The 22,654-nt window shown below is 66.6% G+C and carries 24 protein-coding genes; 15 read left to right on the top strand and 9 right to left on the bottom strand.

The genetic code is table 11. The features are described 5' to 3' along the window. Window positions 1-156: 156 nt before the first annotated feature. The 6 genes from ACQ3DC_RS13830 to ACQ3DC_RS13805 all read left to right on the top strand — a co-directional run bounded on the left by ACQ3DC_RS13830 (window position 157) and on the right by ACQ3DC_RS13805 (window position 6,075). Entirely contained in the window at window positions 157-2,280 is a 2,124-nt protein-coding gene (locus ACQ3DC_RS13830) for a prolyl oligopeptidase family serine peptidase (RefSeq protein WP_430752497.1), read from the top strand. Between the two features lie 467 nt (window positions 2,281-2,747). Beyond that, complete coding sequence (locus ACQ3DC_RS13825) at window positions 2,748-3,257, top strand: amino-acid N-acetyltransferase (RefSeq protein ID WP_104996474.1); 510 nt, start codon at window positions 2,748-2,750, stop codon at window positions 3,255-3,257. A gap of 221 nt (window positions 3,258-3,478) precedes the next feature. Further along, window positions 3,479-4,480 carry a dihydroxyacetone kinase subunit DhaK gene (dhaK, locus tag ACQ3DC_RS13820; RefSeq protein ID WP_157239700.1) on the top strand — a complete coding sequence of 334 codons (1,002 nt, stop codon included), beginning with the start codon at window positions 3,479-3,481 and terminating at the stop codon, window positions 4,478-4,480. Window positions 4,481-4,482: 2 nt separating this feature from the next. Then, window positions 4,483-5,115, top strand: a complete 633-nt coding sequence (gene dhaL / locus ACQ3DC_RS13815; RefSeq protein WP_321215085.1) for a dihydroxyacetone kinase subunit DhaL — start codon at window positions 4,483-4,485, stop codon at window positions 5,113-5,115. After that, window positions 5,112-5,804 carry a dihydroxyacetone kinase phosphoryl donor subunit DhaM gene (dhaM, locus tag ACQ3DC_RS13810; protein WP_430752496.1) on the top strand — a complete coding sequence of 231 codons (693 nt, stop codon included), beginning with the start codon at window positions 5,112-5,114 and terminating at the stop codon, window positions 5,802-5,804. The genes dhaL and dhaM overlap by 4 nt, the downstream gene beginning before the upstream one ends. Before the next feature lie 94 nt (window positions 5,805-5,898). Continuing rightward, on the top strand, window positions 5,899-6,075 hold the full coding sequence (locus tag ACQ3DC_RS13805) for a hypothetical protein (protein ID WP_321215087.1): 177 nt from the start codon (window positions 5,899-5,901) through the stop codon (window positions 6,073-6,075). 44 nt (window positions 6,076-6,119) lie between these two features. Here ACQ3DC_RS13805 and ACQ3DC_RS13800 read toward each other — a convergent pair whose 3' ends face one another. Both ACQ3DC_RS13800 and ACQ3DC_RS13795 read right to left on the bottom strand, forming a co-directional pair. Further along, entirely contained in the window at window positions 6,120-6,608 is a 489-nt protein-coding gene (locus ACQ3DC_RS13800) for a hypothetical protein (RefSeq protein ID WP_157239696.1), read from the bottom strand. A gap of 159 nt (window positions 6,609-6,767) precedes the next feature. Next, window positions 6,768-7,685 (bottom strand): A/G-specific adenine glycosylase, encoded by a 918-nt coding sequence (locus ACQ3DC_RS13795; protein WP_157242773.1) that lies wholly within the window; start codon window positions 7,683-7,685, stop codon window positions 6,768-6,770. 192 nt (window positions 7,686-7,877) lie between these two features. Here ACQ3DC_RS13795 and ACQ3DC_RS13790 point away from each other — a divergent pair, with 192 nt between their 5' ends. Further along, a complete protein-coding gene (locus ACQ3DC_RS13790; protein WP_430752495.1) occupies window positions 7,878-8,558 on the top strand; it encodes a hypothetical protein in 681 nt (226 codons plus the stop codon). Window positions 8,559-8,627: 69 nt separating this feature from the next. On the opposite strand, the gene disA is transcribed toward ACQ3DC_RS13790, so the two are convergent. The 3 genes from disA to ACQ3DC_RS13775 all read right to left on the bottom strand — a co-directional run bounded on the left by disA (window position 8,628) and on the right by ACQ3DC_RS13775 (window position 10,661). Continuing rightward, window positions 8,628-9,704 carry a DNA integrity scanning diadenylate cyclase DisA gene (gene disA / locus ACQ3DC_RS13785; RefSeq protein ID WP_321215090.1) on the bottom strand — a complete coding sequence of 359 codons (1,077 nt, stop codon included), beginning with the start codon at window positions 9,702-9,704 and terminating at the stop codon, window positions 8,628-8,630. Window positions 9,705-9,955: 251 nt separating this feature from the next. Continuing rightward, on the bottom strand, window positions 9,956-10,147 hold the full coding sequence (locus ACQ3DC_RS13780) for a hypothetical protein (RefSeq protein ID WP_430752494.1): 192 nt from the start codon (window positions 10,145-10,147) through the stop codon (window positions 9,956-9,958). A gap of 301 nt (window positions 10,148-10,448) precedes the next feature. Beyond that, window positions 10,449-10,661, bottom strand: a complete 213-nt coding sequence (locus ACQ3DC_RS13775; RefSeq protein ID WP_430752493.1) for a hypothetical protein — start codon at window positions 10,659-10,661, stop codon at window positions 10,449-10,451. 261 nt (window positions 10,662-10,922) lie between these two features. On the opposite strand from ACQ3DC_RS13775, the gene ACQ3DC_RS13770 reads away from it, so the two are divergent. Further along, a complete protein-coding gene (locus ACQ3DC_RS13770; RefSeq protein WP_323057853.1) occupies window positions 10,923-12,536 on the top strand; it encodes a peptide chain release factor 3 in 1,614 nt (537 codons plus the stop codon). 6 nt (window positions 12,537-12,542) lie between these two features. After that, entirely contained in the window at window positions 12,543-13,787 is a 1,245-nt protein-coding gene (locus ACQ3DC_RS13765; RefSeq protein WP_430752492.1) for a beta-ketoacyl-[acyl-carrier-protein] synthase family protein, read from the top strand. A gap of 135 nt (window positions 13,788-13,922) precedes the next feature. Here the strand turns inward: ACQ3DC_RS13765 and ACQ3DC_RS13760 are convergent, their stop codons facing one another. Then, window positions 13,923-14,396 (bottom strand): NUDIX domain-containing protein, encoded by a 474-nt coding sequence (locus ACQ3DC_RS13760; protein WP_430752491.1) that lies wholly within the window; start codon window positions 14,394-14,396, stop codon window positions 13,923-13,925. 118 nt (window positions 14,397-14,514) lie between these two features. Between ACQ3DC_RS13760 and ACQ3DC_RS13755 the strand changes: the two genes are divergently transcribed. Further along, window positions 14,515-14,784, top strand: coding sequence for a hypothetical protein (locus ACQ3DC_RS13755; protein ID WP_104996487.1), 270 nt, complete (start codon window positions 14,515-14,517; stop codon window positions 14,782-14,784). Here the strand turns inward: ACQ3DC_RS13755 and radA are convergent, their stop codons facing one another. Continuing rightward, entirely contained in the window at window positions 14,785-16,158 is a 1,374-nt protein-coding gene (radA, locus tag ACQ3DC_RS13750; protein ID WP_430752490.1) for a DNA repair protein RadA, read from the bottom strand. Window positions 16,159-16,274: 116 nt separating this feature from the next. Next, on the bottom strand, window positions 16,275-17,402 hold the full coding sequence (locus tag ACQ3DC_RS13745) for an FUSC family protein (protein ID WP_157239678.1): 1,128 nt from the start codon (window positions 17,400-17,402) through the stop codon (window positions 16,275-16,277). Window positions 17,403-17,659: 257 nt separating this feature from the next. Between ACQ3DC_RS13745 and pstS the strand changes: the two genes are divergently transcribed. The 5 genes from pstS (at window position 17,660) to ACQ3DC_RS13720 (ending at window position 22,240) form a co-directional block, all read left to right on the top strand. Next, window positions 17,660-18,781 (top strand): phosphate ABC transporter substrate-binding protein PstS, encoded by a 1,122-nt coding sequence (pstS, locus tag ACQ3DC_RS13740; protein ID WP_323057856.1) that lies wholly within the window; start codon window positions 17,660-17,662, stop codon window positions 18,779-18,781. Between the two features lie 106 nt (window positions 18,782-18,887). Further along, window positions 18,888-19,820: a phosphate ABC transporter permease subunit PstC gene (gene pstC / locus ACQ3DC_RS13735; RefSeq protein ID WP_157239674.1), complete on the top strand. Its 933-nt coding sequence runs from the start codon at window positions 18,888-18,890 to the stop codon at window positions 19,818-19,820. Then, window positions 19,821-20,933: a phosphate ABC transporter permease PstA gene (pstA, locus tag ACQ3DC_RS13730; RefSeq protein ID WP_157239672.1), complete on the top strand. Its 1,113-nt coding sequence runs from the start codon at window positions 19,821-19,823 to the stop codon at window positions 20,931-20,933. Between the two features lie 79 nt (window positions 20,934-21,012). Then, the gene (pstB, locus tag ACQ3DC_RS13725; RefSeq protein WP_009357830.1) at window positions 21,013-21,792 is read left to right on the top strand and encodes a phosphate ABC transporter ATP-binding protein PstB; all 780 of its coding nucleotides are present in this window, start codon (window positions 21,013-21,015) and stop codon (window positions 21,790-21,792) included. A gap of 169 nt (window positions 21,793-21,961) precedes the next feature. Continuing rightward, window positions 21,962-22,240: a hypothetical protein gene (locus ACQ3DC_RS13720; RefSeq protein WP_421092884.1), complete on the top strand. Its 279-nt coding sequence runs from the start codon at window positions 21,962-21,964 to the stop codon at window positions 22,238-22,240. Between the two features lies 1 nt (window position 22,241). Here the strand turns inward: ACQ3DC_RS13720 and ACQ3DC_RS13715 are convergent, their stop codons facing one another. Next, window positions 22,242-22,649, bottom strand: a complete 408-nt coding sequence (locus tag ACQ3DC_RS13715) for a hypothetical protein (protein WP_157239668.1) — start codon at window positions 22,647-22,649, stop codon at window positions 22,242-22,244. Between the last annotated feature and the right edge of the window lie 5 nt (window positions 22,650-22,654).

Here is a 22,654-nt window from a genome sequence, read left to right as displayed (position 1 = left end):
GTCAAAGCGAGGAACGAGCAGGCGCCGGGAAATGTCTGATGGTCGTCGCCGGAGCGGACCCGGGCGCCCTGCCTCCCCTTTGAACTTGAGCGCCGGCGTCGTTCCGTGGGTAGGTAGCGGTTTGTGATGTAGGACACGGTCGGGTTGAATCGGGGCATGGCTAACTTGGAACCGGCGATCCCGGATGAGCGACCTTTGACCCCTTTTCATGATTTGGACCATTATTTGTCAATCCCGCGGGTAAGTGGCCTCGCCCTGAGCCCGGACGGCACCCGGCTGGTCACTACCGTGGCCACCCTGAACGGGAAAGGCACCGAATTCGGTACCGCCCTGTGGGAGCTGGATCCCGCGGGGCAAAAGCACGCCCGGCGGATTACCCGCAGCGCCAAGGGTGAGGCGGGGGCGGCGTTCGCCGCCAACGGGGACGTCTATTTCACCTCCGCGCGGCCGGACCCGGACAGCCCCGAGGAGGAGCCCGTCAAGGCGCTCTGGCTGCTTCCCGCGGACGGCGGCGAAGCCCGCGTGGTGTTGAACCGGGCCGGCGGAGTGGGCGCCGTGCTGACGGCCCGGAACGCCGACGCCGCCTTCGTGACCGCGGAGGTCCTGGCCGGTTCCGCCGACGAAGAGGAGGACGCCGAACGCCGAAAATCTCGGAAGGACCGCAAGGTCTCCGCCATCCTGCACAGTGAATATCCGGTCCGGTACTGGGACGCGGACCTGGGACCGGGCCAGCCCCGGATCTTCGCGGTTGAGCCGGGCGAAGCACAGGACGGCGGCAAACCGGCAACCGTCGATGCCACCGCGCCGCTGGTCCTGCGGAACCTCACACCGGATGCCGGACCCAGGCTGCGGGAGGCGGAAGCCGTGGTCAGCCCCGATGGCAAAACCATCTACACGAGCTACACCAAGCCGCTGGCCAAGGCCGACAGCAGGTCCATCCTGGTGGCCGTGGACGTGGCCTCCGGCAGCACCAAGGTGCTTCTGGACGAGGAGGGCATGAGCTTTTTCCCGGGTCCCGTCAGCCCCGACGGCAGCACCCTGGCAGTTGTCAGCGAAAGCGACACCACGCCGCAGGAGGCCCCGCAGGTCAAGCTCCACCTGCTGGACGTAGCGGGGGAAGGCGGAGACGCCCCGGGCGGCCTGGTGCCGCTGGCTCACGACTGGGACCGGTGGCCCAAGCCCGCTGCCTGGCTTCCGGACGGGTCCGCCCTCCTGGTCACCGCGGACGACGACGGCGCGTCGCCGGTCTTCCGGATCAGCGTCCCCGCCGGCGCGGCTGAAGTAAGTGTCGCCCGGGTGACGCAGGACGCTGCGGCCTACTCCGACGTCGTGGTTTCGCCGGACGGACGCAGCGCCTACGCCCTGCGGAGCTCCTACGAGTTCCCGCCTGAAGCGGTACGGCTGGACCTGCGGACGGGCGAGGCCACGCGGCTGCCCGCCCCCGCGGAGCGGCCGGTGTGCCCCGGCAGGCTGGAACGCATCGCTGCGACGACGGCGGACGGGTCCCGTGTCCCGGCCTACCTCGCGCTGCCGGAGGGCGCGTCAGCGGAGTCTCCGGCGCCCATGCTCCTGTGGATCCACGGTGGACCGCTCGGGTCCTGGAACGCCTGGACCTGGCGGTGGAACCCGTGGCTGATGACTGCCAAGGGCTATGCGGTCCTCCTGCCCGACCCTGCGCTCTCCACCGGGTACGGCCAGGCCCACATCCAGCGCGGGTGGGGAGCCTGGGGCAAAGCACCGTACGCGGACCTGATGGCGGTCACGGACGCCGCGGTCCAGCGGCCCGACATCGACGCCGGCCGCACCGCCGCCATGGGAGGGTCCTTCGGCGGCTACATGGCCAACTGGGTGGCAGGGCAGACGGACCGGTTCAGGGCAATCGTGACGCACGCGAGCCTGTGGGCGCTGGACCAGTTCGGCCCCACCACGGACGCCTCGCAGTACTGGCTGAAGGAAATGACAGAAGAGATGGCGCTGGACAACTCACCGCACCTTCACGTCGAAAACATCGGCACGCCCATGCTGGTGATCCACGGGGACAAGGACTACCGGGTGCCCATCGGCGAGGGGCTGCGGCTTTGGTACGAGCTGCTGTCCAAGTCAAAGCTCGCCGCGGACCAGGACGGGCAGACGCCGCATCGGTTCCTGTATTTTCCGGACGAGAACCACTGGGTGCTCCAGCCGCAGCATTCAAAGGTCTGGTATCAGGTTGTGGAGTCATTCCTGGCCAGGAACGTCCTAGACCAGGACGTGCCACTGCCCGCCGAACTCGGGCTGTAGCCTTTCCGGCAGGGTTTAGGGAACGCCCTTTTCGGGCAAACTATTCAGGCAATGCCCCTATTCAGGCAAAGCACCGCCCGCTCCCAAAAAGGGCGCGGGCGGGGCTTTGCAAAGGCCTTTTGCTGGCCGTGCCCTCATCGTCGAAAAGAAATGGCGGCCCGGATAAGGAAAGCCGGCGGCAGTTTCCGGCCGGATGGAAAGCCGTACAGCCAAAAGATTGCTGGTGCCCGCACAGGGAAAGGAAGTACAAAAGGGCGGCAAGCTGACAGATGCGGAGTCCCGCAATTCCATCGGGAAGCAGTCCAGGTGGCATTCCCGGCCGCGTGACTAACCCACCAGGGGCCCGGCTGCGCGGCATTTGTGCGGGCCCCGGAAACACCCGGCGGCACTGTCAAACGGACAGGGCCGAAATACCCGGAAAGAAGGGCGCGGTGGGGCTGCCTTTGACCGCGAACTAGGATTGCCCTGTGACTGACTCCTTTCATATTCGCCCTGCCCGAACCGGTGACGTCCCCGCCATCAAGAAGCTGGTGGCGCCGCTGGCGGAGCAGCGGATCCTCATGGCCAAGGAGACGGTGGCCTACTACGAAAGCCTGCAGGAGTTTCGGATCGCTGAATCCAGCGACGGCGAGGTCATTGGCTGCGGCGCGCTGCACGTCATGTGGGAAGACCTTGCCGAGGTCCGCACGCTCGCTGCTTCCCAGGACTGGCGCGGCAAGGGAGTAGGGCACGTGCTGGTGGAAAGCCTCCTGGATGAAGCCCGGGCCCTTGGCGTCTCCCGTGTTTTCTGCCTGACGTTCGAGGTGGACTTCTTCAAGCGCCACGGCTTCGACGTCATGGCCGACCAGTCAGCAGTTGATCCCGTGGTTTATTCGGAACTCCTCCGCTCGCATGATGAGGGTGTTGCCGAGTTCCTGGACCTCGCGCGGGTCAAGCCCAACACCCTGGGCAACACACGCATGATCAAAGTGCTGTAGCAGCCGCCTGATCTGTGAGGACTTGTTTTATTCGATTTGATGGATAAACTGGCTGAGGCCGGGATGGGGGGCCCACAGAAAGGGACAGTCATTTGGGGGCTGTCCCTTTCCTGCGTCTGCCGCCGGGCTGGATTGCCGGGCGGGGATCCCTACCGCCATCCGGCCTGCCGGTAGTAGGGTCAAAGTGACATTCTCCAGGCAGTAGAACCAGGAGCGCCGCCATGAAAAAACTCATTAACGATCCCCGGGCCGTAGTAGATGAATCAGTGCAGGGCTTTGGCCTGGCCCACGCCGACTTGGTTACCGTCAGCTCAGATCCAACGTTCATCACGCGCAAAGACGCGCCTGTGAACGGCAAGGTGGGCCTGGTCTCCGGAGGCGGCAGCGGGCACGAGCCGTTGCACGCCGGCTTTGTGGGGCGGGGAATGCTCGACGCCGCCGTGCCGGGGGCGGTGTTCACCTCGCCGACGCCGGACCAGATCCTTCCGGCCACCCTCGCGGTCAACTCGGGGGCCGGCGTCGTCCATATCGTGAAGAACTACACCGGCGACGTCCTGAACTTTGAGACGGCAGCCGAACTGGCGGAAGCCGAGGGCGTCAGCATCCGCACGGTCCTGGTGAACGACGACGTCGCGGTCGAGGACTCCCTGTACACCGCAGGCCGCCGCGGCGTAGGCGGGACGGTGCTGGTGGAGAAGATTGCCGGTGCCGCCGCCGAAAGGGGCGATGACCTGGAGGCTGTGGCCGCCATCGGCGAACGGGTCAACGCCAATGTCCGCACCATGGGCGTGGCCCTGTCCGCCTGCACCGTCCCGCATGCAGGCTCGCCCAGCTTTGACCTGGCCGAGGACGAGATTGAAATCGGCATCGGCATCCACGGAGAGCCCGGGCGCCACCGCATCCCCATGGAGAATGCCGACGGCATTACGGACCGGCTGCTGGAACCCGTGCTGGCCGATCTGGGTATCACGTCGGGGGATAAAGTCCTGCTGTTCGTCAACGGCATGGGCGGCACGCCGCTGAGTGAGCTGTACATCGTCTACCGGCGGGCTGCGCAGGTCCTGGCCGAGCGGGGCGCCGCCGTGGAGCGTTCACTGGTGGGCAACTACATCACTTCCCTGGAGATGCAGGGCTGCTCCATCTCAGTACTGAGGCTGGATGACGAGCTAACGGACTTGTGGGACGCACCGGTGCACACGGCAGCACTGCGCTGGGGCGTGTAGCAGTGCCCCTGGACGTCACCTGGGCGGTGAAGTGGCTGACGCTGTCCGCGCAGGCAATGGCAGAAAACCGGGTCTACCTGATTGAACTCGACCGCGCCATCGGCGATTCGGACCACGGGGAAAACATGGACCGGGGTTTCCAAGCCGTCCTGTCGAAGCTGGCGGAGGCGCCCCCGGAGACACCCGGGGCTGCCTTGAAACTTACCGCGATGACCCTGATGTCCAAGGTCGGCGGGGCTGCCGGCCCTCTGTACGGCACGGCCTTCCTCCGGGCGGCCACGTCCCTGGGGGACTCCGCGGAAATCGATCCGGCCGCGTGGGCAAACGCCCTGGCCGCAGCCCGGGACGGCATTGTGGCCCGCGGGAAGGCCGAATCCGGGGACAAGACAATGGTGGATGCCTGGACTCCGGCGGCGGAGGCAGCGCAAAAGGCTGCGCTGAACGGCGGTTCGGATGTCCTGGCGGTCCTGGTTGCAGCAGCCGAGGCCGCCGAAGCCGGTGCCGTCGCCACCGATCCCATGGTGGCGCGCAAAGGCCGCGCGAGTTACCTTGGGGAGCGCAGCGCCGGTCACCGGGACCCCGGCGCCGCCTCCTCAGCGCTGATTCTCCGCGCCGCGGTGGGGGCAGCTGCATGACCGTGAGCCTTGTGGTGGTCTCCCACAGCGGGAAGATTGCCGACGGCGCTGCCGAGCTTGCCGCCCAGATGGCACCCGACGTCGTGGTCCTGACCGCCGGAGGCACCTCGGACGGCAGGATCGGCACCAGCCTCGAAAAGGTCCTGGCCGCGCTGGACAAGGCTGGCAGCGGGGGCACTGTGATCCTCACCGACCTGGGGTCCGCGGTGATGACTGCCGAGTCCGCGCTGGAGTTCGCGGAAAACGCCGAAGACATGGTGCTGGCCGACGCGCCGCTCGTGGAGGGACTCGTGGCAGCAGCCGTTGCGGCCCAGGGCGGTGCGGATATGCAGGCAGTCAAGCGGGCGGCGGAAGCTGCGGGTGGTCCGGTCCGCGACCAGGAACAACCGCCCCTCAGCAGCGTTGAGGAAGGACGCGTCACCGGAGGGGGCCCGGACTTCACCGGGGACTTTGAGCTGGTCAACCTGGCGGGGATGCACGCGCGCCCGGCCGCGAAGATCGCCGGCGGCCTGTCCGCAATGGATGCCGAGGTGACCGTGAACGGGGTGGACGGGGCATCCATGACGGGACTGATGACGCTCGCCGCGGGGAAGGGGGCCGTGCTGCATGTGGAAGCCTGGGGTGCCGACGCGGAGCGGGCCGTGAACTATGTTGGCGGGCTGGTGCAGGCCGGGTTCGGGGAACCCTGAAGCTGGCCGCACCCGGAATCCGGGCCGGCCCAAATCAGCGCATGGCGGTGTGTTCTTGAGGACCATGGCCGCTCCTGGCAATATGCTCGATGCCATGGAAATGCCCCAGCCCGAAGACAGCTCCGCGGATATCGAAGTACTGGACGGGCAGACGTCCGTCGAGGAGCTGCTGGCCGACCTGGGGTTTGAGTGGCGGCACGGCAGCCCCGCCCAGGAGCCGGCACCGGCCACCGCTGTCGGCAACGCCTTCGGCCAGCCGGCACTGTTCTAACGGCCGTTCTCCCGGGGCTTTTCGAAGGATCGGCCGCCCGGGAGTCAGCCGCTCTGGTGCAGCCCTTCGGCATCCAGCACCAGCGACGCCGTAATGAACCGGCCGCAATGCTCCCCGAACGGATACTCGCCCCGCGGGCGGAATTCCAGCGTATGCACCGGCAGGGCAGCCCCGTCCGGGCCCGTTCCTGCAGCGGTCACCGTCATCGGTGATTCGGTCAGGGTGTCCAGGAACAGCGTGGCAAGTTTCGTCCCGTCGGGGGAAGCCGTGGCCGAGCAGACCCCGTCGGTGCAGCCCTGGTCGATCGACGCGCTTCCGGGCCGGAGCTCCACGTTATCCTCCTTGCAGGTGCCGTCCTGGCAGGCCTTCAAGTGGAGGGCTGCAACCTGCGGGGCGTAGCTTGCCGGCACGGTTACCGAAACGGCAGTGGCCTGGGCGATGGCAGGGCACGGGGCGGCGCCGGGGCCCGGGCCGCAAGCCGTGGCGAGTCCCGCCGTCGTCATCAGTGCCAAAAGCAGCCCATGCTTGCGCATACTTCCAGCGTAGGCGCGGGGGGCCGCGGCGCCCCGCGCCGGGGCCAACTGATGCCCGCATTGTTATTCCCGGGCGGCGCTGGCTGCCAAAAGGAGACCAGGCGCGGCGAGTTCTGCACCTGCCGCCGCCGTTCCTGCCGGCCCCGGAATGCGGTGCGCTCAGGCAGGCAGCCGGTAGCCGCCGTCGTGCATCTCCGCCAGACCGTCCGCGAGCAACCCTGCCAGCGCCCGCTCCAGCTGCTCCGGAGCGGAATTAAGCCTGTGCAAGGCCGCGAGCGGGACGCCCATACCCGCCGGCGCGAAACCCAGGTCGGCGGGTTCCCGATAGAACATCTCGGCCGGCACCGGAGCCTCCGCCAGCCGCAGCACAGCCACCACGGCGCCTCGGACCTGGCGGTCCGTCCCGTGCCAGGCCTGGCCCTTGGGGACGTACGACGGCGGCGGCTCACCTGCCGCCCGCCAGGCGCAGAGGTCGTTGACCGGGCACGCGGCGCACTTGGGTGTCCGCGCCGTACACACGAGCGCCCCCAGTTCCATGACGGCCGCGTTCCACCGGACTGAAGAATGGTCCGCGGCCGGCAGGAGCGAAGCGGCAAGGCGCATCTCCGCCGCCGTGAGGGCCGGGGCCGGGAGGGCTGTGCCGGAGACCAGCCGGGCATGCACCCGCCGGATGTTGGTGTCCACCACGGTTTCCCTCCGCCCGTACGCGAAGGCAGCCACAGCGGCAGCGGTGTAGCTGCCCACCCCGGGAAGGGCCAGGAGTTCCGTGTAGCTGTCCGGGACCTTGCCGTTATGGTCCCGGGTTATGGCCGCCGCCGCCGCATGCAGCCGAAGCGCGCGGCGCGGATACCCGAGCCGGCCCCAGGAGCGCACGGCTTCACCGGCAGGTTCTCCGGCGAGGCCTGACGGGGTGGGCCAGCGCCTCAACCACTCCTGCCAGACAGGGAGCACCCGCACCACCGGCGTCTGCTGCAGCATGATCTCGCTGACCAGGATGCCCCAGGGGGAGCAGCCGGGCTCACGCCAAGGCAGGTCGCGGGCGGTTTCGGCGAACCAGCCGTTGATGCGTTCGTGCAGCGTGTTGAGTCCTGCCGTGCCGCCGGCGGGGTGGCCAGAGCCGGCGGAAAAGGCGGCAGTGGGGGATGCAGTGTCGATGCCAACACTGTAATGGATGCGTCCGGGCAGGCCGAAAACGGGATGTGACCAGAACGTTGGCGGCGCGGCGGCGTGGTGGGTAGCAGAAGCGGGGCAGTTCCCTAGCCTAGAAGTATGGGCAGGCAAGGCAATTCATCAACACGTGGCGGGGCGCCGGCATCCGGTTCCACTGCCGTCCGCAAGCCAAGCGCGGCGGTTTACCGCCGCCGTCGGCTGTTTGTGGGCGGGGCGCTCCTGTTGGTCATCGCACTGGTGACTGGATTCGCGGTTGCCGGGGCGTTCAGCGGCAAGTCGGAGCAGGTTTCCTCCACCGACCCCGCAGCCGCAGCGTCCGCCGGTCCCGCGGCGTCACCTTCCGCGTCCGCCACCGAACCTGCCGCGACGCCCACGCCGTCGGCCACTCCAACATGCAACCAGAACCTGGTGACGGTGTCAGCCTCGACGGACAAGGCAGCCTACGGGTCGGAAGAGAACCCGATGCTCACACTCAAGGTGACCAACGGCGGCACCATGCCTTGTGAGGTCAACATCGGCACGTCGCAGATGGAGTTCCTGGTGACCAGCGGCGCGGACCGGATTTTTTCCTCCCGTGACTGCCAGGCAAAGAGCGAGGACCTGCTGAAGGTGATCGCGCCCGGTGCCAGCGAGACGGCCAATTTCCCGTGGTCCCGCAACCGGAGCGTGGAGGGCTGCCAGCCTGTCGAAGCAAAGCCGGGCGGCGGCGGGGCGTACTACATCTTCACGGCGAAGCTCGGCTCCAAGGCCAGCCCCAAGGCCGTTTTCCAGCTGCTTTAGCATCGAGTGCTCCGCAGTTGTCCTTTTGAGCCTCCAAAACGACAACTGCGGAGCACTCGATGGCGGTTGTTAGAGGAAGCGGTCCAGCAGGCTAGCTTCCGCCATCCGGCTGAGGCCTTCACGGACGGTGCGGGCGCGCTGGTCGCCGATGCCGTCCACCGTCATCAGGTCATCAATCGTGGCCGCCATCAGGAACTGCAGCCCGCCGAAGTGGTCAACAAGGCGGTCCGCAACAGCCTTGGGAACTGCCTTCAGCCCTGACAGCAGCCGGTAGCCGCGGGGCTGCACGACGGCATCGAGGTTGGCTTCGCCGCCCGCAAACCCCACGATTCCGGAAATCTTTCCGAGGTCGATCAGTTCCGTGGGACCGAGGTTGACCAGGGCGCTCACGGCTTTTTCGATGTCTTCGGCAGTGGCGTCCGGGGAACCGTAATCGCGGATAATCACGTCGCTGCCGGGGCCGCGGCCCACCGTGAGTTCATCGAGCTGCAGGGACAGGAGCCTGCCGTCCTCGCCGAGCTCCAGGACGTACTGGGCGATTTCCTCGGAGATCCGGCGGACCATTTCCTGCCGCTGGAGGGTGACGGCCACGTCCCGCACGGTGACCATGGCTTCGATTTCCAGGGCCGAGAGCGAGCTGGTGACCTGGTCCAGGCGCGAGCGGTAGCGCTCCAGGGTGGCCAGTGCCTGGTTGGCGCGTGCCAGGACTTTCTCCGAGCCTTCCAGGACGTGGCGCAGGCCGTTGACGTAGAGGGCGATGATCTGCATGGACTGGCTGACGGAGATGACGGGCACGCCGGTCTGGATGGCAACGCGTTCGGCTGTGCGGTGCCGGGTGCCGGACTCCTGGGTCTCGATGCTGGAATCCGGGACCAGCTGGACGGCGGCGCGCAGGATGTTGCCGGCGTCCTTGTCGCAAATGATGGCGCCGTCCATTTTGGCGAGTTCGCGGAGCCGCGTGGGGGAAAAATCAATGCCGATATCGAAGCCGCCGGAGCAGATGGACTCGATGGTCCGGTCCGAGCCCAGGACGATCAGCGCGCCTGTCCGTCCCCGCAGGATCCGCTCAAGGCCGTCACGAAGGGGAGTGCCGGGTGCCACCCTGCCCAGGGTTGCCCTGAGTGATTCTTCGGGGCTCCGCGCCATAGGTGTTCCCTTCAAAGGTGCAGGCCGCCGCCCGCAAGAATGCCGGCTTCAGCAGGTTGCCGGCAGGACCAGAAAGTGCTCTGTTTCCCGCAAGCTCAATGATAGGGGTAAGGAACACCCTCTTCCGCACAGCCAAGCCCCAAAGTGCCCCATTAGGGGGTGCCGCGCAACGGCTCAGGAAAGCGTTCGACGGCGGGTGCTTGAGTGGGTACTTTGGCGGCTGGCCAGCGCCCGAGCGAACGGGTCCGGGCTTACTTCCGGTGCTCCTGGATCCACGGATTGATTGTTTCCGCCAGCCACCCCGGTGACTGTCCCAACTGGAAATCGGGGCTGGGAAGTTTTCCGCGGTTCTTCCAGACCCTGATCAGGCCGACGTCCTGGCCGGTTGCTTCAGCTATCTCCACGTAGCCAAGGAGCGGGATTGCTGGTTCTTCTGCCTGCATAAGTCATTTCCATCCCGCCCTTGGGCGCCGGGAGCCTGAAGTCCCTAACGAATGTCTGCGGACCTGGCGTAGGACAAGGCGGGCGAAGAATCATCGTCTGCCTCAACCCATGCCCTGAAATCCGTGTACGACATAAACGAGTAATAGTCGCAAAACTTCAACACGAGCTTCTCGCTCTTGCTCATGCTCTTGGTGCTCCTCCTTTCTCACATGACACTAAAAGTGTAATGCGGCATTACATCGCCTGCAATGCCGCATTACAGGCACGTCCTGTGTTCCGGATATTCAGCTGGTGGCGCGGTCAGCGCATCCGTTCCCGCAGCATCCGCTCTAGGTCCTTGCTGACCTTCGAAAGGGACGCCGCCCGGAGGGCTTTCTGTTCGGCCGGGGCCTGGGTTCCCCGGCGCGGCCGCTCCGCATTTCCGAGCGAATCGGGATCCCGCATCAAGGCGGGTGCCAGGCCGGTGGCCAGGGGATCGAAGAACAGGTTGCCGGAATAGGAGAGACCCTGCACAGCCGCTCAGATCCTTACTATGCGGCGCCGGGGGCATCCGTGCGCCGGGGTGTCGTTGGTGTTCATGCGGTCACGCTAGCCCGGCGTCATTTCGCGGCTTTGAACGTGCCGTTTCGCGGGCGTTAAGCGCCGCCGCCGCCGGTTTGCCGCCCTGCGATAAACTGGAACTTGGCTGTTTGCCAGCCCCGTTTCCCCGGCCCCACCGCCTCAGTGCCCTCGAGGCAGCGCCCGGGCAGTCCCAACCGCAGCGAAAGTAGCACCGTGTCCCAAGATGTCCTGACCCCCGCCCGGATCTCCGGTATCCACAAAGAGGCGGGCCGTCGCCGGACCTTTGCTGTCATTTCGCACCCCGACGCCGGCAAGTCCACGCTCACCGAAGCGCTGGCCCTGCACGCGAAGGTGATCGGCACCGCCGGTGCCTCCAGCGGCAAGGCCAACCGCAAGGAAACCGTCTCTGACTGGATGCAGATGGAGAAGGACCGCGGCATTTCCATCAGCTCCGCGGCGCTGCAGTTCTCCTACCGGGACACCGTCATCAACCTCCTGGACACCCCGGGCCACGCGGACTTCTCCGAGGACACCTACCGCGTGCTGGCCGCCGTCGACTGCGCCGTCATGCTCGTGGACGCCGCCAAGGGCCTGGAAACCCAGACCATGAAGCTGTTCGAAGTCTGCAAGCAGCGGAACCTGCCCATCATCACCGTCATCAACAAGTGGGACCGGCCCGGCCTGGACGCCCTTGCCCTGATGGATGAAATCACCGAGCGCACGGGCTTGCAGCCAATGCCGCTCACGTGGGCAGTCGGCATCTCCGGCGACTTCCGTGGCGTCTGGGACCTCCGCAATGACCGGTTCGCCCGGTTCCAGCGCAACAACGCCGGCGCCCAGATCGCCATCACCGAGTACTTCACTCCTGAGGAAGCTGCGGAGAGCCAGGGCAGCAACTGGTCCGACGCCGTGGACGAGGCCGGCCTGGTCATCGAATCGAACCTGGAGTTCGACGTCGAAAGCTTCCACGCCGGCAAGGCAACCCCCATCCTGTTCAGCTCCGCCGCGCTGAACTTCGGCGTCAAGGAACTGCTGGACGCGCTGGTGGACTTCGCCCCGCCGGCAGCTCCCCGCCCGGACATCGAGGGCAACCCCAGGCCGGTCGAGTCCCCGTTCTCCGGCTTCGTCTTCAAGGTCCAGGCCGGCATGAACAAGGCCCACCGGGACCACGTGGCCTTCATCCGCGTCTGCTCCGGCGTGTTCGAGCGCGGCATGGTGGTCACCCAGACCCGCACCGGCAAGTCCTTCGCCACCAAGTACGCCCAGCAGGTGTTCGGCCGCGAACGCGAAGTGATCGACGAGGCATACCCCGGGGACGTCGTCGGCCTGGTCAACGCTTCCTCCCTTCGCGTGGGGGACAGCCTGTTCCTCGAGGGCCCGGTGGAGTACCCCGCCATCCCGCTGTTCGCCCCGGAGCATTTCCAGGTGGCGCGCTCCAAGGACCCCAGCAAGTTCAAGCAGTTCCGCCGCGGCATCGAGCAGCTCGAACACGAGGGCGTCATCCAGGTGCTCCGCTCCGACGTCCGCGGCGACCAGGCTCCGGTGCTTGCCGCCGTCGGCCCCATGCAGTTCGAAGTGGTGGAGGACCGCATGGCGCACGACTTCAACGCGCCCATGCGCCTGGAACGCCTGCCCTACTCACTGGCTCGGATTTCGACGGCGGACGCCATGCCTGCGCTCGCCAACGTACCGGGCGCCGAGGTGCTTTTGCGGTCCGACGGCGAATACCTCGCCCTGTTCAACGACGTCTGGGCGCTGCGGCGGATCGAGAAGAACCACCCCGACCTCACCCTCGTGCCCATCGGCACCCACAACCCAGCAAAGTAGCGAACCATGAACGCAGTCAAAGCCGGTGCAACACAACCCCGCGCGCTGGTCACCGGCGTCGGCACCATCAACCCGGTCGGCTCCTCCGTGCCCGAAACGTGGGCCGGCCTTGTGGCCGGAAAATCCGGGATCGCGCCGCTTGAGGAGGCGTGGGCCGAGCAGCTGCCGGTGAAGATGGCCGGACAGGTCACTGCTGATCTTTCCGGACACCTCAGCACCCGCGAAATGAAGCGCATGGACCGCTGCGGGCAGCTGGCGCTGATCGCAGCCCGCGAGGCCTGGAAACAGGCAGGCGCCCCGGAGGTCGATCCCGAGCGTTTGGCCGTGGTGATCGGCTCGGCGTACGGCGGGCTTGGCTCCACCCTGGAGCAGGACCGGACCCTCGCGGCGTCGGGCCCCCGCAAGGTTTCGCCGCACACCCTCACCCGGCTTATGGTCAACGGCCCGGCCGCCTGGGTGTCCATCGACCTCGGCGCCCGCGGCGGCGCCCGGACGCCTGTCAGCGCATGTGCCTCCGGGGCTGAGGCGATTGTCCAGGCAGCCGAGATGATCCGCTCCGGCGCTGCCGACGTCGTTATTGCCGGCGGCGTTGACGCCTCGGTCAACGACCTGGTGGTCACGGGCTTCTCCCAGATCCGCGCCCTGTCTACCCGCAATGACGATCCGCAGCGGGCATCGCGGCCGTTCGACGGCGGCCGGGACGGCTTTGTGCTCGCGGAGGGCGCCGGCGTGGTGGTGCTGGAGAGCGAAGAGCACGCGCGCGCCCGCGGAGCAGTTGTTCTGGGGGCAGTGGCCGGGGGAGCGGTGACGTCCGACGCGAATGACATCGTGGCCGCCGATCCCGCCATGCAGCGGCGGGTGATGCAGAAGGCGCTAGAGTCCGCCGGCATGACCGCCGGGGACATCGGCTTCGTGCACGCGCATGCCACGTCCACCCCTGTTGGGGACAGGCTCGAGGGCCAGGCCATCAACGCCATCTTCGGCGCCAGGATTCCGGTGACGTCCACCAAGGGGCACACCGGGCACCTGCTCGGCGGCGCGGGGGCGCTGGCCGCCGTCGTGGTGGTGGAAGCCCTGCGCACCGGGATGCTTCCCGGGACGCTGAACGTTGAGGCGCAGGACCCCGAGGTCGACCTAAACGTGGTCACCGAAGAAGTCCGCCGGCTCCAGCCGGGTACTCCGCCGGCCGGCCTGGTGAACGCCTTCGGTTTCGGCGGGCACAGCGTGGCCCTGGTGATTACTGGCGCTTAGGCCACTGCAACTCGGCCCATCACCCGTCGCGAAGTACATCGCACCCGCATGTGGACAACGCACCCCGGCGTGCGGGGGTGCAGGGACCATTGACGGGTGCCCGCAGCGCGGCTAGCGGGAGAGGCAGGGCAAGCCCTAGGATTCCGCGCGGACGAGTTGCACCAGGGCATCAAGGACTGGCAGCTGGCCCTTCACCAGCTTGGACCGGGCTTCCGGTTCCGGGAACCAGCGGGCATCGTCGACTTCCGGGTACTGCTGGATGCGGCCTGAACCTTTGGGCCACTCCAGCGGAAAGGTGTTGCTGACGATCCGTTCCGGCTGGAAGTCATGCTCGGCTGCAAATACTGTGATGAGTTTGCCCGAGGGCTGTTTGAACTCCCCGAGAAGCCGGTAGTCGGCGTCGGGTGCGGGGGTTCCCATCTCCTCGGCAAACTCGCGCAGGGCCGCGGCCAGCGGGTCCTCGCCCAAGGAGTATTCACCCTTGGGGACGGACCAGGCGTGCGCGTCCTTGCGGGCCCAGAACGGGCCGCCCATGTGGGCAATCCACACCTCCAGCAGGCCCGGGGCCGCCTGCCTGTACAGCAGGATTCCTGCACTCGTAACGGGCATTTGTCCTCCGGGAGATGGATATTCAACAACGAACAGAAGATGCCGTCCAACGTTAACCTGCAGTTCACGGCCCTGGTTTAGGTTATTCCTTCAGGCACTCTGCTCGAAGGGACCCGTCATGGCCAGTATCGCTGAGGTTTTGGGTCGGCTTACGCCGGAAGAACTTGAAGAGCTTCGCAGCCTTGGTCCGCAGGGCCACCTGCCGCGGCACCTGGTGGATGCCCTGGACCGGGCAGCCGGCGGGCCGGGCTCCGGCCGCGGCTACTACGTACCCACCGGAAACGTCACCGCTACGGGCGGGCCGCTGCTGGTGCTGCGCAGTGACGTGTCCGGCTGGCTTTTCAACGTTCACCGGGACGACCCCGATTCCTTGCCGCAGCACGGCTAGCTACCCGATCAGCAGGCTCAGGGCCTCGGCCAGGTGTTCCACCTCCCGCACTGAGAAGCCGGCCGGTATCGGGCCAGGCCCTGCATGGCTCGCGGGAACCACGGCATGCGTAAACCCGAGGCGGTGGGCCTCCTGGATGCGCTGGTTGATGCCCGGCACCGGACGTACCTCGCCGGCCAGGCCCACTTCTCCAAAGGCAATGAGCCGGATGGGCAGCGGTTTGCGGGCCTTGGCCGAGGCCACAGCCAGGGCAATGGCAAGGTCCGTGGCGGGTTCGCTGAGCTTCACCCCGCCCACTGTGGCCACGTACGAGTCGTCCTTGTGCAGGAGTGTTCCCGCGCGCTGCTGCAGCACGGCGAGCAGCATGGAGACCCGTGAACTGTCCAGCCCGCTGGTGGCCCGCCGCGGCTGCGAGTTGGGGCTTTCCGCGAGCAGCGACTGTACCTCGGCCAGCAGCGGCCGCCGGCCCTCCATGGTCACGGTGATGCAGGTTCCGGAAACCGGGTCCTTGGTGCGGCTGACAAAAAGCCCGCTGGGATCGGCGAGGCCTTCAATGCCGTTCTCGTTCAGGTCGAAGCAGCCGACGTCGTCGGTAGGCCCGTAACGGTTCTTGACCGCGCGCAGCATCCGCAGCCGCGAATGGCGTTCGCCCTCGAACTGGCACACCACGTCCACCAGGTGCTCCAGCAGCCGCGGCCCGGCGATGGAACCGTCCTTGGTCACGTGGCCCACCAGCAGGGTTGTCATGTTCCGGCGCTTGGCCGCGGCAATGATGGACGCGGCAACCTCCCGGACCTGGGACACGCCACCGGCGCTGCCGTCAACATCCGCGCTGCTGAGGGTCTGCACCGAGTCCACGATCAGGAGCCGCGGCTCGATCTTCTCCACCTGCCCCAGCGCCTGGCCGAGGTCCGTTTCCGCGGAGAGATAGAGCGATTCAGCCACGGCGTCGATCCGCTCTGCGCGGAGCTTCACCTGCGCCGCGGACTCCTCCCCGGTCACGTACAGCACGTCCTGGGCCGTCCGGGCAAACTTGGCGGCCACGTCCAGCAGCAGCGTGGACTTGCCGACGCCGGGCTCACCGGCCAGCAGGATGACGGCGCCGGGCACCAGTCCGCCGCCCAGCACCCTGTCCAGTTCATCAACGCCCGTGGGCAGGAATGCGGCGGTGGTGGCATCCACCTCGGCAATGCGGCGGGCGGGCTCAAGGACCGTTGTGGCCGCCGTCGTACGCGCCACGGCGGCGCCGGTTTCCTCGACCGTGCCCCACGCCTGGCACTCGCCGCAGCGGCCCACCCATTTGACTGTGGTCCAGCCGCACTCGGCGCACTTGTAGGCGGGCGCCTTGGATGCCCGGGAAGTCTTCGTAGCCATGCGTCCAACCCTAGCGGCGGGCTCCGACAATTCAGGCCGCCGCCCTGTGGCACCGCCCTCAAGCTGCAGGAACTGCCCTACAGGCCCACCCACCGGTTAATTAGGGCCACCGGCCACTACAGCGCCGGCAGCACGTCCCGGGCCTCGCTCGCGTCCATGCCCGTGGCCTCCAGAAGGTCCACCATCAGCGGCCGGTACAGCATCACCACCGTTTCGCCCTCCAGCCGCTGCACTTCCAGGAGCTTGGGGTGCAGGCGCAGGGCGATCTCGCTGAGGTCCCGGCGGGCCGTGCGCATGTGGGCGCGGCGGACGCCGTCGTGCGTTTCCGCCAAGCCGAGCGAAAGCTCGTCGATGGCGGCAGCGGTCTCCTGCAGCACCTCCGCGATGTTTTCCGTGGCTTCATCCGAAAGCGCCGCATGGTTGATGGCGCTGGTAAGCCGGCGCGCGAAGACGCGGCTGTTCCGCAGCGCCAGGTCGATGAAGTCCAGCGACTGTTTCAGCTGGTCCAGTTCCTCCCGGTGCCTCCGGTAGGCGGGGGCCAGCCTGGCCACCTCGCCGGAGGTGCGCAGCGACTGGCGCATGGCGTCCACCAGCGGCTGGCAGTTCCTTCCCCGGATCAGGGCGTGCCAGGCCTGGGTGGAATCGCTGTTGTCCAGGGCGTTGGCGCATTCGCGCAGCACCTCGGCAAGCTCGTGGAGGAGATTCTTCACGTCCTTGCGGGGTTCGCGGCGCGGATCCTTGGGGACGAGGATGGTTACCAGCAGGGCAAACAGCCCGCCCACCACGGCGTCGATGCTCCGCGTGAAAGGCCCGCCGGCCGGCGCGGGGAGCAGGACGACCAGCAGCGACTGCAGGCCCAGTTGGGTGGTGAAGATATTGCCGCTGTCCAGGAAGCGGGCCAGCAGGATGGAGAAAAGAAGGACGACGGCGGCCTGCCAGATCCCGGGACCCAGCCAGTGCAGGAGCAGGTCGCCCACCGCAATGCCGATGGTGCAGCCCAGGCCAACCTCCACCACCCGCCGCAGCCTCGGCTCCCGGGAGAAACCGAGGGCAATCAGGGATGACGTGGCCGCGAACAGGGGGCCGGAATGTCCCAGCACGTACTCCGCGAAAGCGTAAGCTCCCACGGCGCAGACGGTCATCTGGACCGCAGGGAGCAGGGAGTTCCGGCTGCGGATCAGGCCTGTGCGGAAGCGGCCGCGCAGGAACCGCCTGCCTGCTGAGAGTCCTGCTGCGGGAGCCATGCCGTCCAGTGTATTTGCTGCCGGCCCCGTTGTATTTCCCGGTGCGCGGCGCCTTACGGCCGAACATGTGATCTGCGCAATGGTGACCGGGCATATGTCAACGAATATCCCGCCGCCGTTAATCCTCCGTTAACCTTGGGCAGCCCATCCCGTTACCTGCGGACCCTAACTTCGATGAAGGTACAAAACGTACGCATCGCGCAGCAGGGTTCTCCGTCCCTGACCGCAACTGAAAAACCCTGGAAGGGGTACATCTAGTGAAGGCACTCCGCTTCGGCCGCCACGCGGCTATCGCTGTCATCGCAGCCGGCGCTCTCGCGCTTACCTCCTGCGGTTCAGACAACGCCACGAACACCTCGCCCACCGGCAACCAGGCCTCTTCCGGCCCCAAGGTCACCGGCACCCTGACCGGCATCGGCGCATCCTCCACCGGTGCAGCCATGGACGCGTGGAAGGCAGGCTTTGCCTCCGCAAACCAGGGCGCCACCGTGCAGTACTCCCCGGACGGCTCCGGCGCCGGCCGCAAGGCCATCATCGACGGCTCAGCCCAGTTCGCCGGTTCGGACGCCTACCTCAAGGACGAAGAGCTCGAGGCCTCCAAGGCCGTGTGCGGTCCCGACGGCGCCATCAACATCCCGGTCTACATCTCCCCGATCGCCGTGGCCTTCAACCTGCCCGGCATCACGGACCTGAAGCTGGATGCAACCACGGTTGCCAAGATCTTCCGCGGCGAAATCGCCAAGTGGAACGATCCCGCCATCGCCGCCCTGAACGAGGGCGTCAGCCTGCCGGACCTCAAGGTCACCCCGGTGAACCGCTCGGATGACTCCGGCACCACCACCAACTTCACCGACTACCTGGCCTCTGCAGCACCCGAGGTCTGGACGGACAAGTCCTCCGGCGTATGGCCTGCCACCCTGCAGGGCGAAAACGCCAAGGGCACCTCCGGTGTGGTCAAGACCGTCACCGACACCCCCGGCGCCGTGACCTACGCTGATGACTCAGCTGTGGGCGGCAAGCTCGGCACCGCCTCCATCAAGGTGGGCAGCGAGTTCGTCAAGATCTCCGCCGACGCCGCAGCCAAGGCCGTCGAGGCAGGCAAGGCCGTTGAAGGCCGTTCAGCCAACGACGTCGCCATCAAGCTGGACCGCAAGACCACCGCATCGGGTGCCTACCCGGTGGTGCTGGTTTCCTACCACGTGGTCTGCAGCGCCTACGACAAGCAGGAAACCGTTGACCTGGTCAAGGCCTTCGAAAACTACGTAGTTTCCGAGGAAGGCCAGCAGGCCGCCGCGGACTCCGCCAAGTCGGCCCCGCTTTCCTCTACCCTTGCAGAGAAGGCAACTGCGGCTATCGACTCCATCAAGGTCAAGTCCTAATAACCGCTCTGAACCCGGGTTCCCCGCCTGCCGAAAGGCAGTGCGGGGAACTTGGCATTGGACAACACATCTTTCCTGAATCAGCTACCAACCGAAGGGCCGTCGAATGACCGCCACCCCCCTGACAAGTACCCAAGGCGCCGGGCGCGCCGGGGACAAAATCTTCTCGGGCGCCGCGCTGGCCGCCGGCTGCCTCATTCTTGCCGTCCTCTTCGGCGTCGCACTCTTCCTGGTAGTGCAGGCAATCCCCGCGCTGACCGCGCCGGCCGACAAAATCCAGGGCGGCGCCGGCTTCTTCGCCTACATCTGGCCCATCGTGATCGGCACGCTTATCGCTGCGGTCATCGCCCTGGTCATTGCCACGCCCATCGCCATCGGCGTCGCCCTGTTCATCTCGCACTTCGCCCCCCGCGGACTCGCTTCCGGCCTCGGCTACGTGGTGGACCTGCTGGCCGCCATCCCGTCCGTCATCTACGGCGCCTGGGGTGCGGCCTTCCTGGCGAGGGAAATCTCGCCCGCCTACAACTGGCTGGCCGCCAACATGGGATGGCTGCCGATCTTCCAGGGTCCGGCTTCCGCAACCGGCAAGACCATCCTGACCGCCGGCATCGTCCTGTCCGTGATGGTCCTGCCCATCATCACCTCCCTGTCCCGCGAAATCTTCCTGCAGACCCCCAAGCTGCACGAGGAAGCCGCGCTCGCCCTGGGCGCGACGCGCTGGGAAATGATTAAGATGTCCGTCCTGCCGTTCGCCCGGCCCGGCATCATCAGCGCCGTCATGCTCGGCCTGGGCCGTGCACTCGGCGAGACCATGGCAGTCGCCCTGGTGCTGTCCTCCGGCGCCCTCACCGCCAGCCTGATCCAGTCCGGCAACCAGACCATCGCCGCCGAAATCGCCCTGAACTTCCCGGAGGCCAGCGGGCTCAAGGTCAGCACCCTCATCGCTGCCGGCCTGGTCCTCTTCGTCATCACCCTGGCCGTGAACATGATCGCGCGCTGGATCATCACCCGGCACAAAGAATTCTCGGGAGCCAACTAAATGACCTCCACGCTTACCCCTGTGCGCAGCAAGCGCTCGGCACTTACCAAAGGCCAGCTGCCCAAGTATGCGCCGTACGTCGTCCTTGCCGCAGCCCTGATCCTGGGTGCCGCCATCATGGCCCTGGTGGGCTTCAACCCCGTCGGCTGGGGCATCGTCTCGGCGTTGCTGTTTGCCATCGGGCTGGTGTCCTGGAGCGCAGCCGTGGAGGGCTCCCGCAAGGCAAAGGACAAGCTGGCCACCTGCCTGGTGGTGGGGTCCTTCCTCATCGCCCTGCTGCCGCTCATTTCGGTGATCTGGACGGTCCTGGTCAACGGCGTTCCCGGACTCCTCAACCCGGGATTCCTCACGACGTCCATGAACGGGGTCACCGGTGTCTACGACAACCGGGCCGCGGAGGAAGGCGCCCCGGTCCTGGGCGGTATTTACCACGCCCTTATCGGCACCATCCAGATCACCCTCCTGGCCACGGTCATCTCGGTGCCGGTGGGCCTGCTGACGGCCATCTACCTGGTGGAGTACGGCAACGACGGCCGGCTGGCCCGCGCCATCACGTTCTTCGTTGACGTCATGACCGGCATTCCTTCCATCGTGGCAGGCCTCTTTGCGGCGGCCTTCTTCTTCGCCATTGTCGGCCCCGGCACCAAAACCGGCGCCGTTGCCGCGGTCGCGCTTTCCGTTCTCATGATCCCCGTGGTGGTGCGTTCCAGCGAGGAAATGCTGAAGATCGTTCCCAACGAACTGCGCGAAGCCGCGTACGCCCTGGGCGTGCGCAAGTGGCGGACCATCGTCAAGGTTGTCATCCCGACGGCGATTTCCGGCATTGCCTCAGGCGTCACCCTGGCGATCGCCCGCGTCATCGGTGAGACGGCGCCCATCCTGGTCACCGCGGGCTTCGCCACCAGCATCAACTCCAACGTGTTCAGCGGCTGGATGGCTTCGCTGCCCACGTTCATCTACACCCAGATCCTGAACCCCACGTCGCCGGCCAACCCGGATCCGTCATCCCAGCGTGCCTGGGGCGCGGCCCTCGTGCTGATCATCCTGGTCATGGTCCTCAACCTTGGCGCCCGCCTGATCGCCCGGGTTTTCGCCCCCAAGACGGGCCGCTGACAGTTTCCAGCCAGCGTCCCTTCCGGTCCTATCCGCCGGAACCTAGACTTCAATTCATACCAGTTAGTGAAGGAACACCATGTCTAAGCGCATCGACGTCAAGGACCTGAACGTGTACTACGGCGATTTCCTCGCCGTAGAGGACGTCACCATCAACATCGAGGCCAAGTCCGTTACCGCGTTCATCGGACCCTCGGGCTGCGGAAAGTCCACCTTCCTGCGCACCCTGAACCGCATGCACGAGGTCCTCCCGGGGGCGCGCGTCGAGGGCGAGGTCCTGCTCGACGGCGACAACCTGTACGGCCCGGGCGTGGACCCCGTGACCGTCCGCTCGCAGATCGGCATGGTGTTCCAGCGGCCCAACCCGTTCCCCACCATGTCCATCCGGGACAACGTGCTGGCAGGGGTGAAGCTTAACAACAAGAAGATCTCCAAGGGTGAGGCCGACGTCCTGGTGGAACGCTCGCTGAAGGGCGCCAACCTGTGGAACGAGGTCAAGGACCGCCTGGAGAAGCCAGGCTCAGGCCTTTCCGGCGGACAGCAGCAGCGCCTCTGCATTGCCCGTGCCATTGCCGTGGAGCCGCAGGTGATCCTCATGGACGAGCCGTGTTCCGCGCTGGACCCCATCTCCACCCTGGCCATCGAGGACCTCATCAATGAGCTCAAGGACCAGTACACGGTGGTGATCGTGACGCACAACATGCAGCAGGCAGCCCGCGTCTCGGACCGCACCGCTTTCTTCAACATCGCAGGCACCGGCAAGCCAGGCAAGCTGATCGAGGTGGGAGACACGCACACCATCTTCAGCAACCCCACCCAGAAGGCCACCGAGGACTACGTCTCCGGCCGCTTCGGATAACCCGCCGTCTTTTTGTCCAGGCGCTCCACAGCCCGAGGAGGAACCCTTCCTGCTCGGGCTGTCGGCTGCCCGGGAGGACGCCAAGGAACTGCTGGCGGGGACTTGGGGAATTTAGTACGCTGGACTAGATACTTCGGGAGCTAGTAACTAGAAGAAATAGGAGCTTTCCTTGACGCAGACGGCAAACGGCCTCAGGGGCCATCATCCCAACGGGCCTGGAACCTTTGCCGATGGGGAGCACCTCTCTGCGGTCTGGCGCACCAGTTCCTACCTGGAGAGCATCCAGTGGGAACTCGACGCCGCCCACGAGTCCCTCAGGGAAGCCGTCCAGCAGGCAGCCAGTTCCGGGGTGGACCACGGCGCGCTCCTCCAGGCGGCCAACATGACGTCCCAGGAACTGGAAGCGGCCCTGCTGGACGCCCCGCCAGCCTGGCCCACGGGATTTTAGCCTACTCCGGCACTTCAAGCTGGAAGCCGCACCGGCAGCGCAGGACCCTCGTGGGCAGCGAAACCGCGTTGAGTCCCCCTCCGCTGTCGCTGCTGCGGTAGCAAAGCCGTTCGATCTCGAACTCGGCTTCCTCCATGGGAAACCCGCAGTGGATGTACTCGTCGCCGAACAGGATGACCTGGGCCATCCGGCGCACCTGGTGCAACGCCGCCGCCACATCCCGTGCATAGGCGAGGTGCTCCTGGAACAGCCCGCAGTCGTTGCAGGTGTATCCAACGGTGACCAGGTCCCCGTTGGCTGCCCCCATCGCACTGATGGCGTGGATGGTCAATTGATGTTCGGTCCCGCAGGTTTCGCAGCGAAGCTGCCGCGGCTGGGGCAGGGAATGCCGGGGCCTCGAAGTAGACATGATGC

Origin of the sequence: Paenarthrobacter sp. NEAU-H11, assembly GCF_050573415.1 — a bacterium.
Classification (GTDB): domain Bacteria; phylum Actinomycetota; class Actinomycetes; order Actinomycetales; family Micrococcaceae; genus Arthrobacter.
The sequence above is the reverse complement of the archived record's forward strand: the minus strand, read 5'-3'. Positions and strand labels throughout refer to the sequence as shown.

Bases quoted from the DNA above. Each gene is read 5' to 3' on its own strand.
- ACQ3DC_RS13830 (WP_430752497.1), top strand. From the start codon at position 157: ATGGCTAACTTGGAACCGGCGATCCCGGATGAGCGACCTTTGACCCCT.
- dhaK (WP_157239700.1), top strand. From the start codon at position 3,479: ATGAAAAAACTCATTAACGATCCCCGGGCCGTAGTAGATGAATCAGTG.
- dhaM (WP_430752496.1), top strand. From the start codon at position 5,112: ATGACCGTGAGCCTTGTGGTGGTCTCCCACAGCGGGAAGATTGCCGAC.
- ACQ3DC_RS13805 (WP_321215087.1), top strand. From the start codon at position 5,899: ATGGAAATGCCCCAGCCCGAAGACAGCTCCGCGGATATCGAAGTACTG.
- ACQ3DC_RS13800 (WP_157239696.1), bottom strand. From the start codon at position 6,608: ATGCGCAAGCATGGGCTGCTTTTGGCACTGATGACGACGGCGGGACTC.
- ACQ3DC_RS13790 (WP_430752495.1), top strand. From the start codon at position 7,878: ATGGGCAGGCAAGGCAATTCATCAACACGTGGCGGGGCGCCGGCATCC.
- disA (WP_321215090.1), bottom strand. From the start codon at position 9,704: ATGGCGCGGAGCCCCGAAGAATCACTCAGGGCAACCCTGGGCAGGGTG.
- ACQ3DC_RS13780 (WP_430752494.1), bottom strand. From the start codon at position 10,147: ATGCAGGCAGAAGAACCAGCAATCCCGCTCCTTGGCTACGTGGAGATA.
- ACQ3DC_RS13765 (WP_430752492.1), top strand. From the start codon at position 12,543: ATGAACGCAGTCAAAGCCGGTGCAACACAACCCCGCGCGCTGGTCACC.
- ACQ3DC_RS13760 (WP_430752491.1), bottom strand. From the start codon at position 14,396: ATGCCCGTTACGAGTGCAGGAATCCTGCTGTACAGGCAGGCGGCCCCG.
- ACQ3DC_RS13755 (WP_104996487.1), top strand. From the start codon at position 14,515: ATGGCCAGTATCGCTGAGGTTTTGGGTCGGCTTACGCCGGAAGAACTT.
- radA (WP_430752490.1), bottom strand. From the start codon at position 16,158: ATGGCTACGAAGACTTCCCGGGCATCCAAGGCGCCCGCCTACAAGTGC.
- ACQ3DC_RS13745 (WP_157239678.1), bottom strand. From the start codon at position 17,402: ATGGCTCCCGCAGCAGGACTCTCAGCAGGCAGGCGGTTCCTGCGCGGC.
- pstC (WP_157239674.1), top strand. From the start codon at position 18,888: ATGACCGCCACCCCCCTGACAAGTACCCAAGGCGCCGGGCGCGCCGGG.
- pstA (WP_157239672.1), top strand. From the start codon at position 19,821: ATGACCTCCACGCTTACCCCTGTGCGCAGCAAGCGCTCGGCACTTACC.
- pstB (WP_009357830.1), top strand. From the start codon at position 21,013: ATGTCTAAGCGCATCGACGTCAAGGACCTGAACGTGTACTACGGCGAT.
- ACQ3DC_RS13715 (WP_157239668.1), bottom strand. From the start codon at position 22,649: ATGTCTACTTCGAGGCCCCGGCATTCCCTGCCCCAGCCGCGGCAGCTT.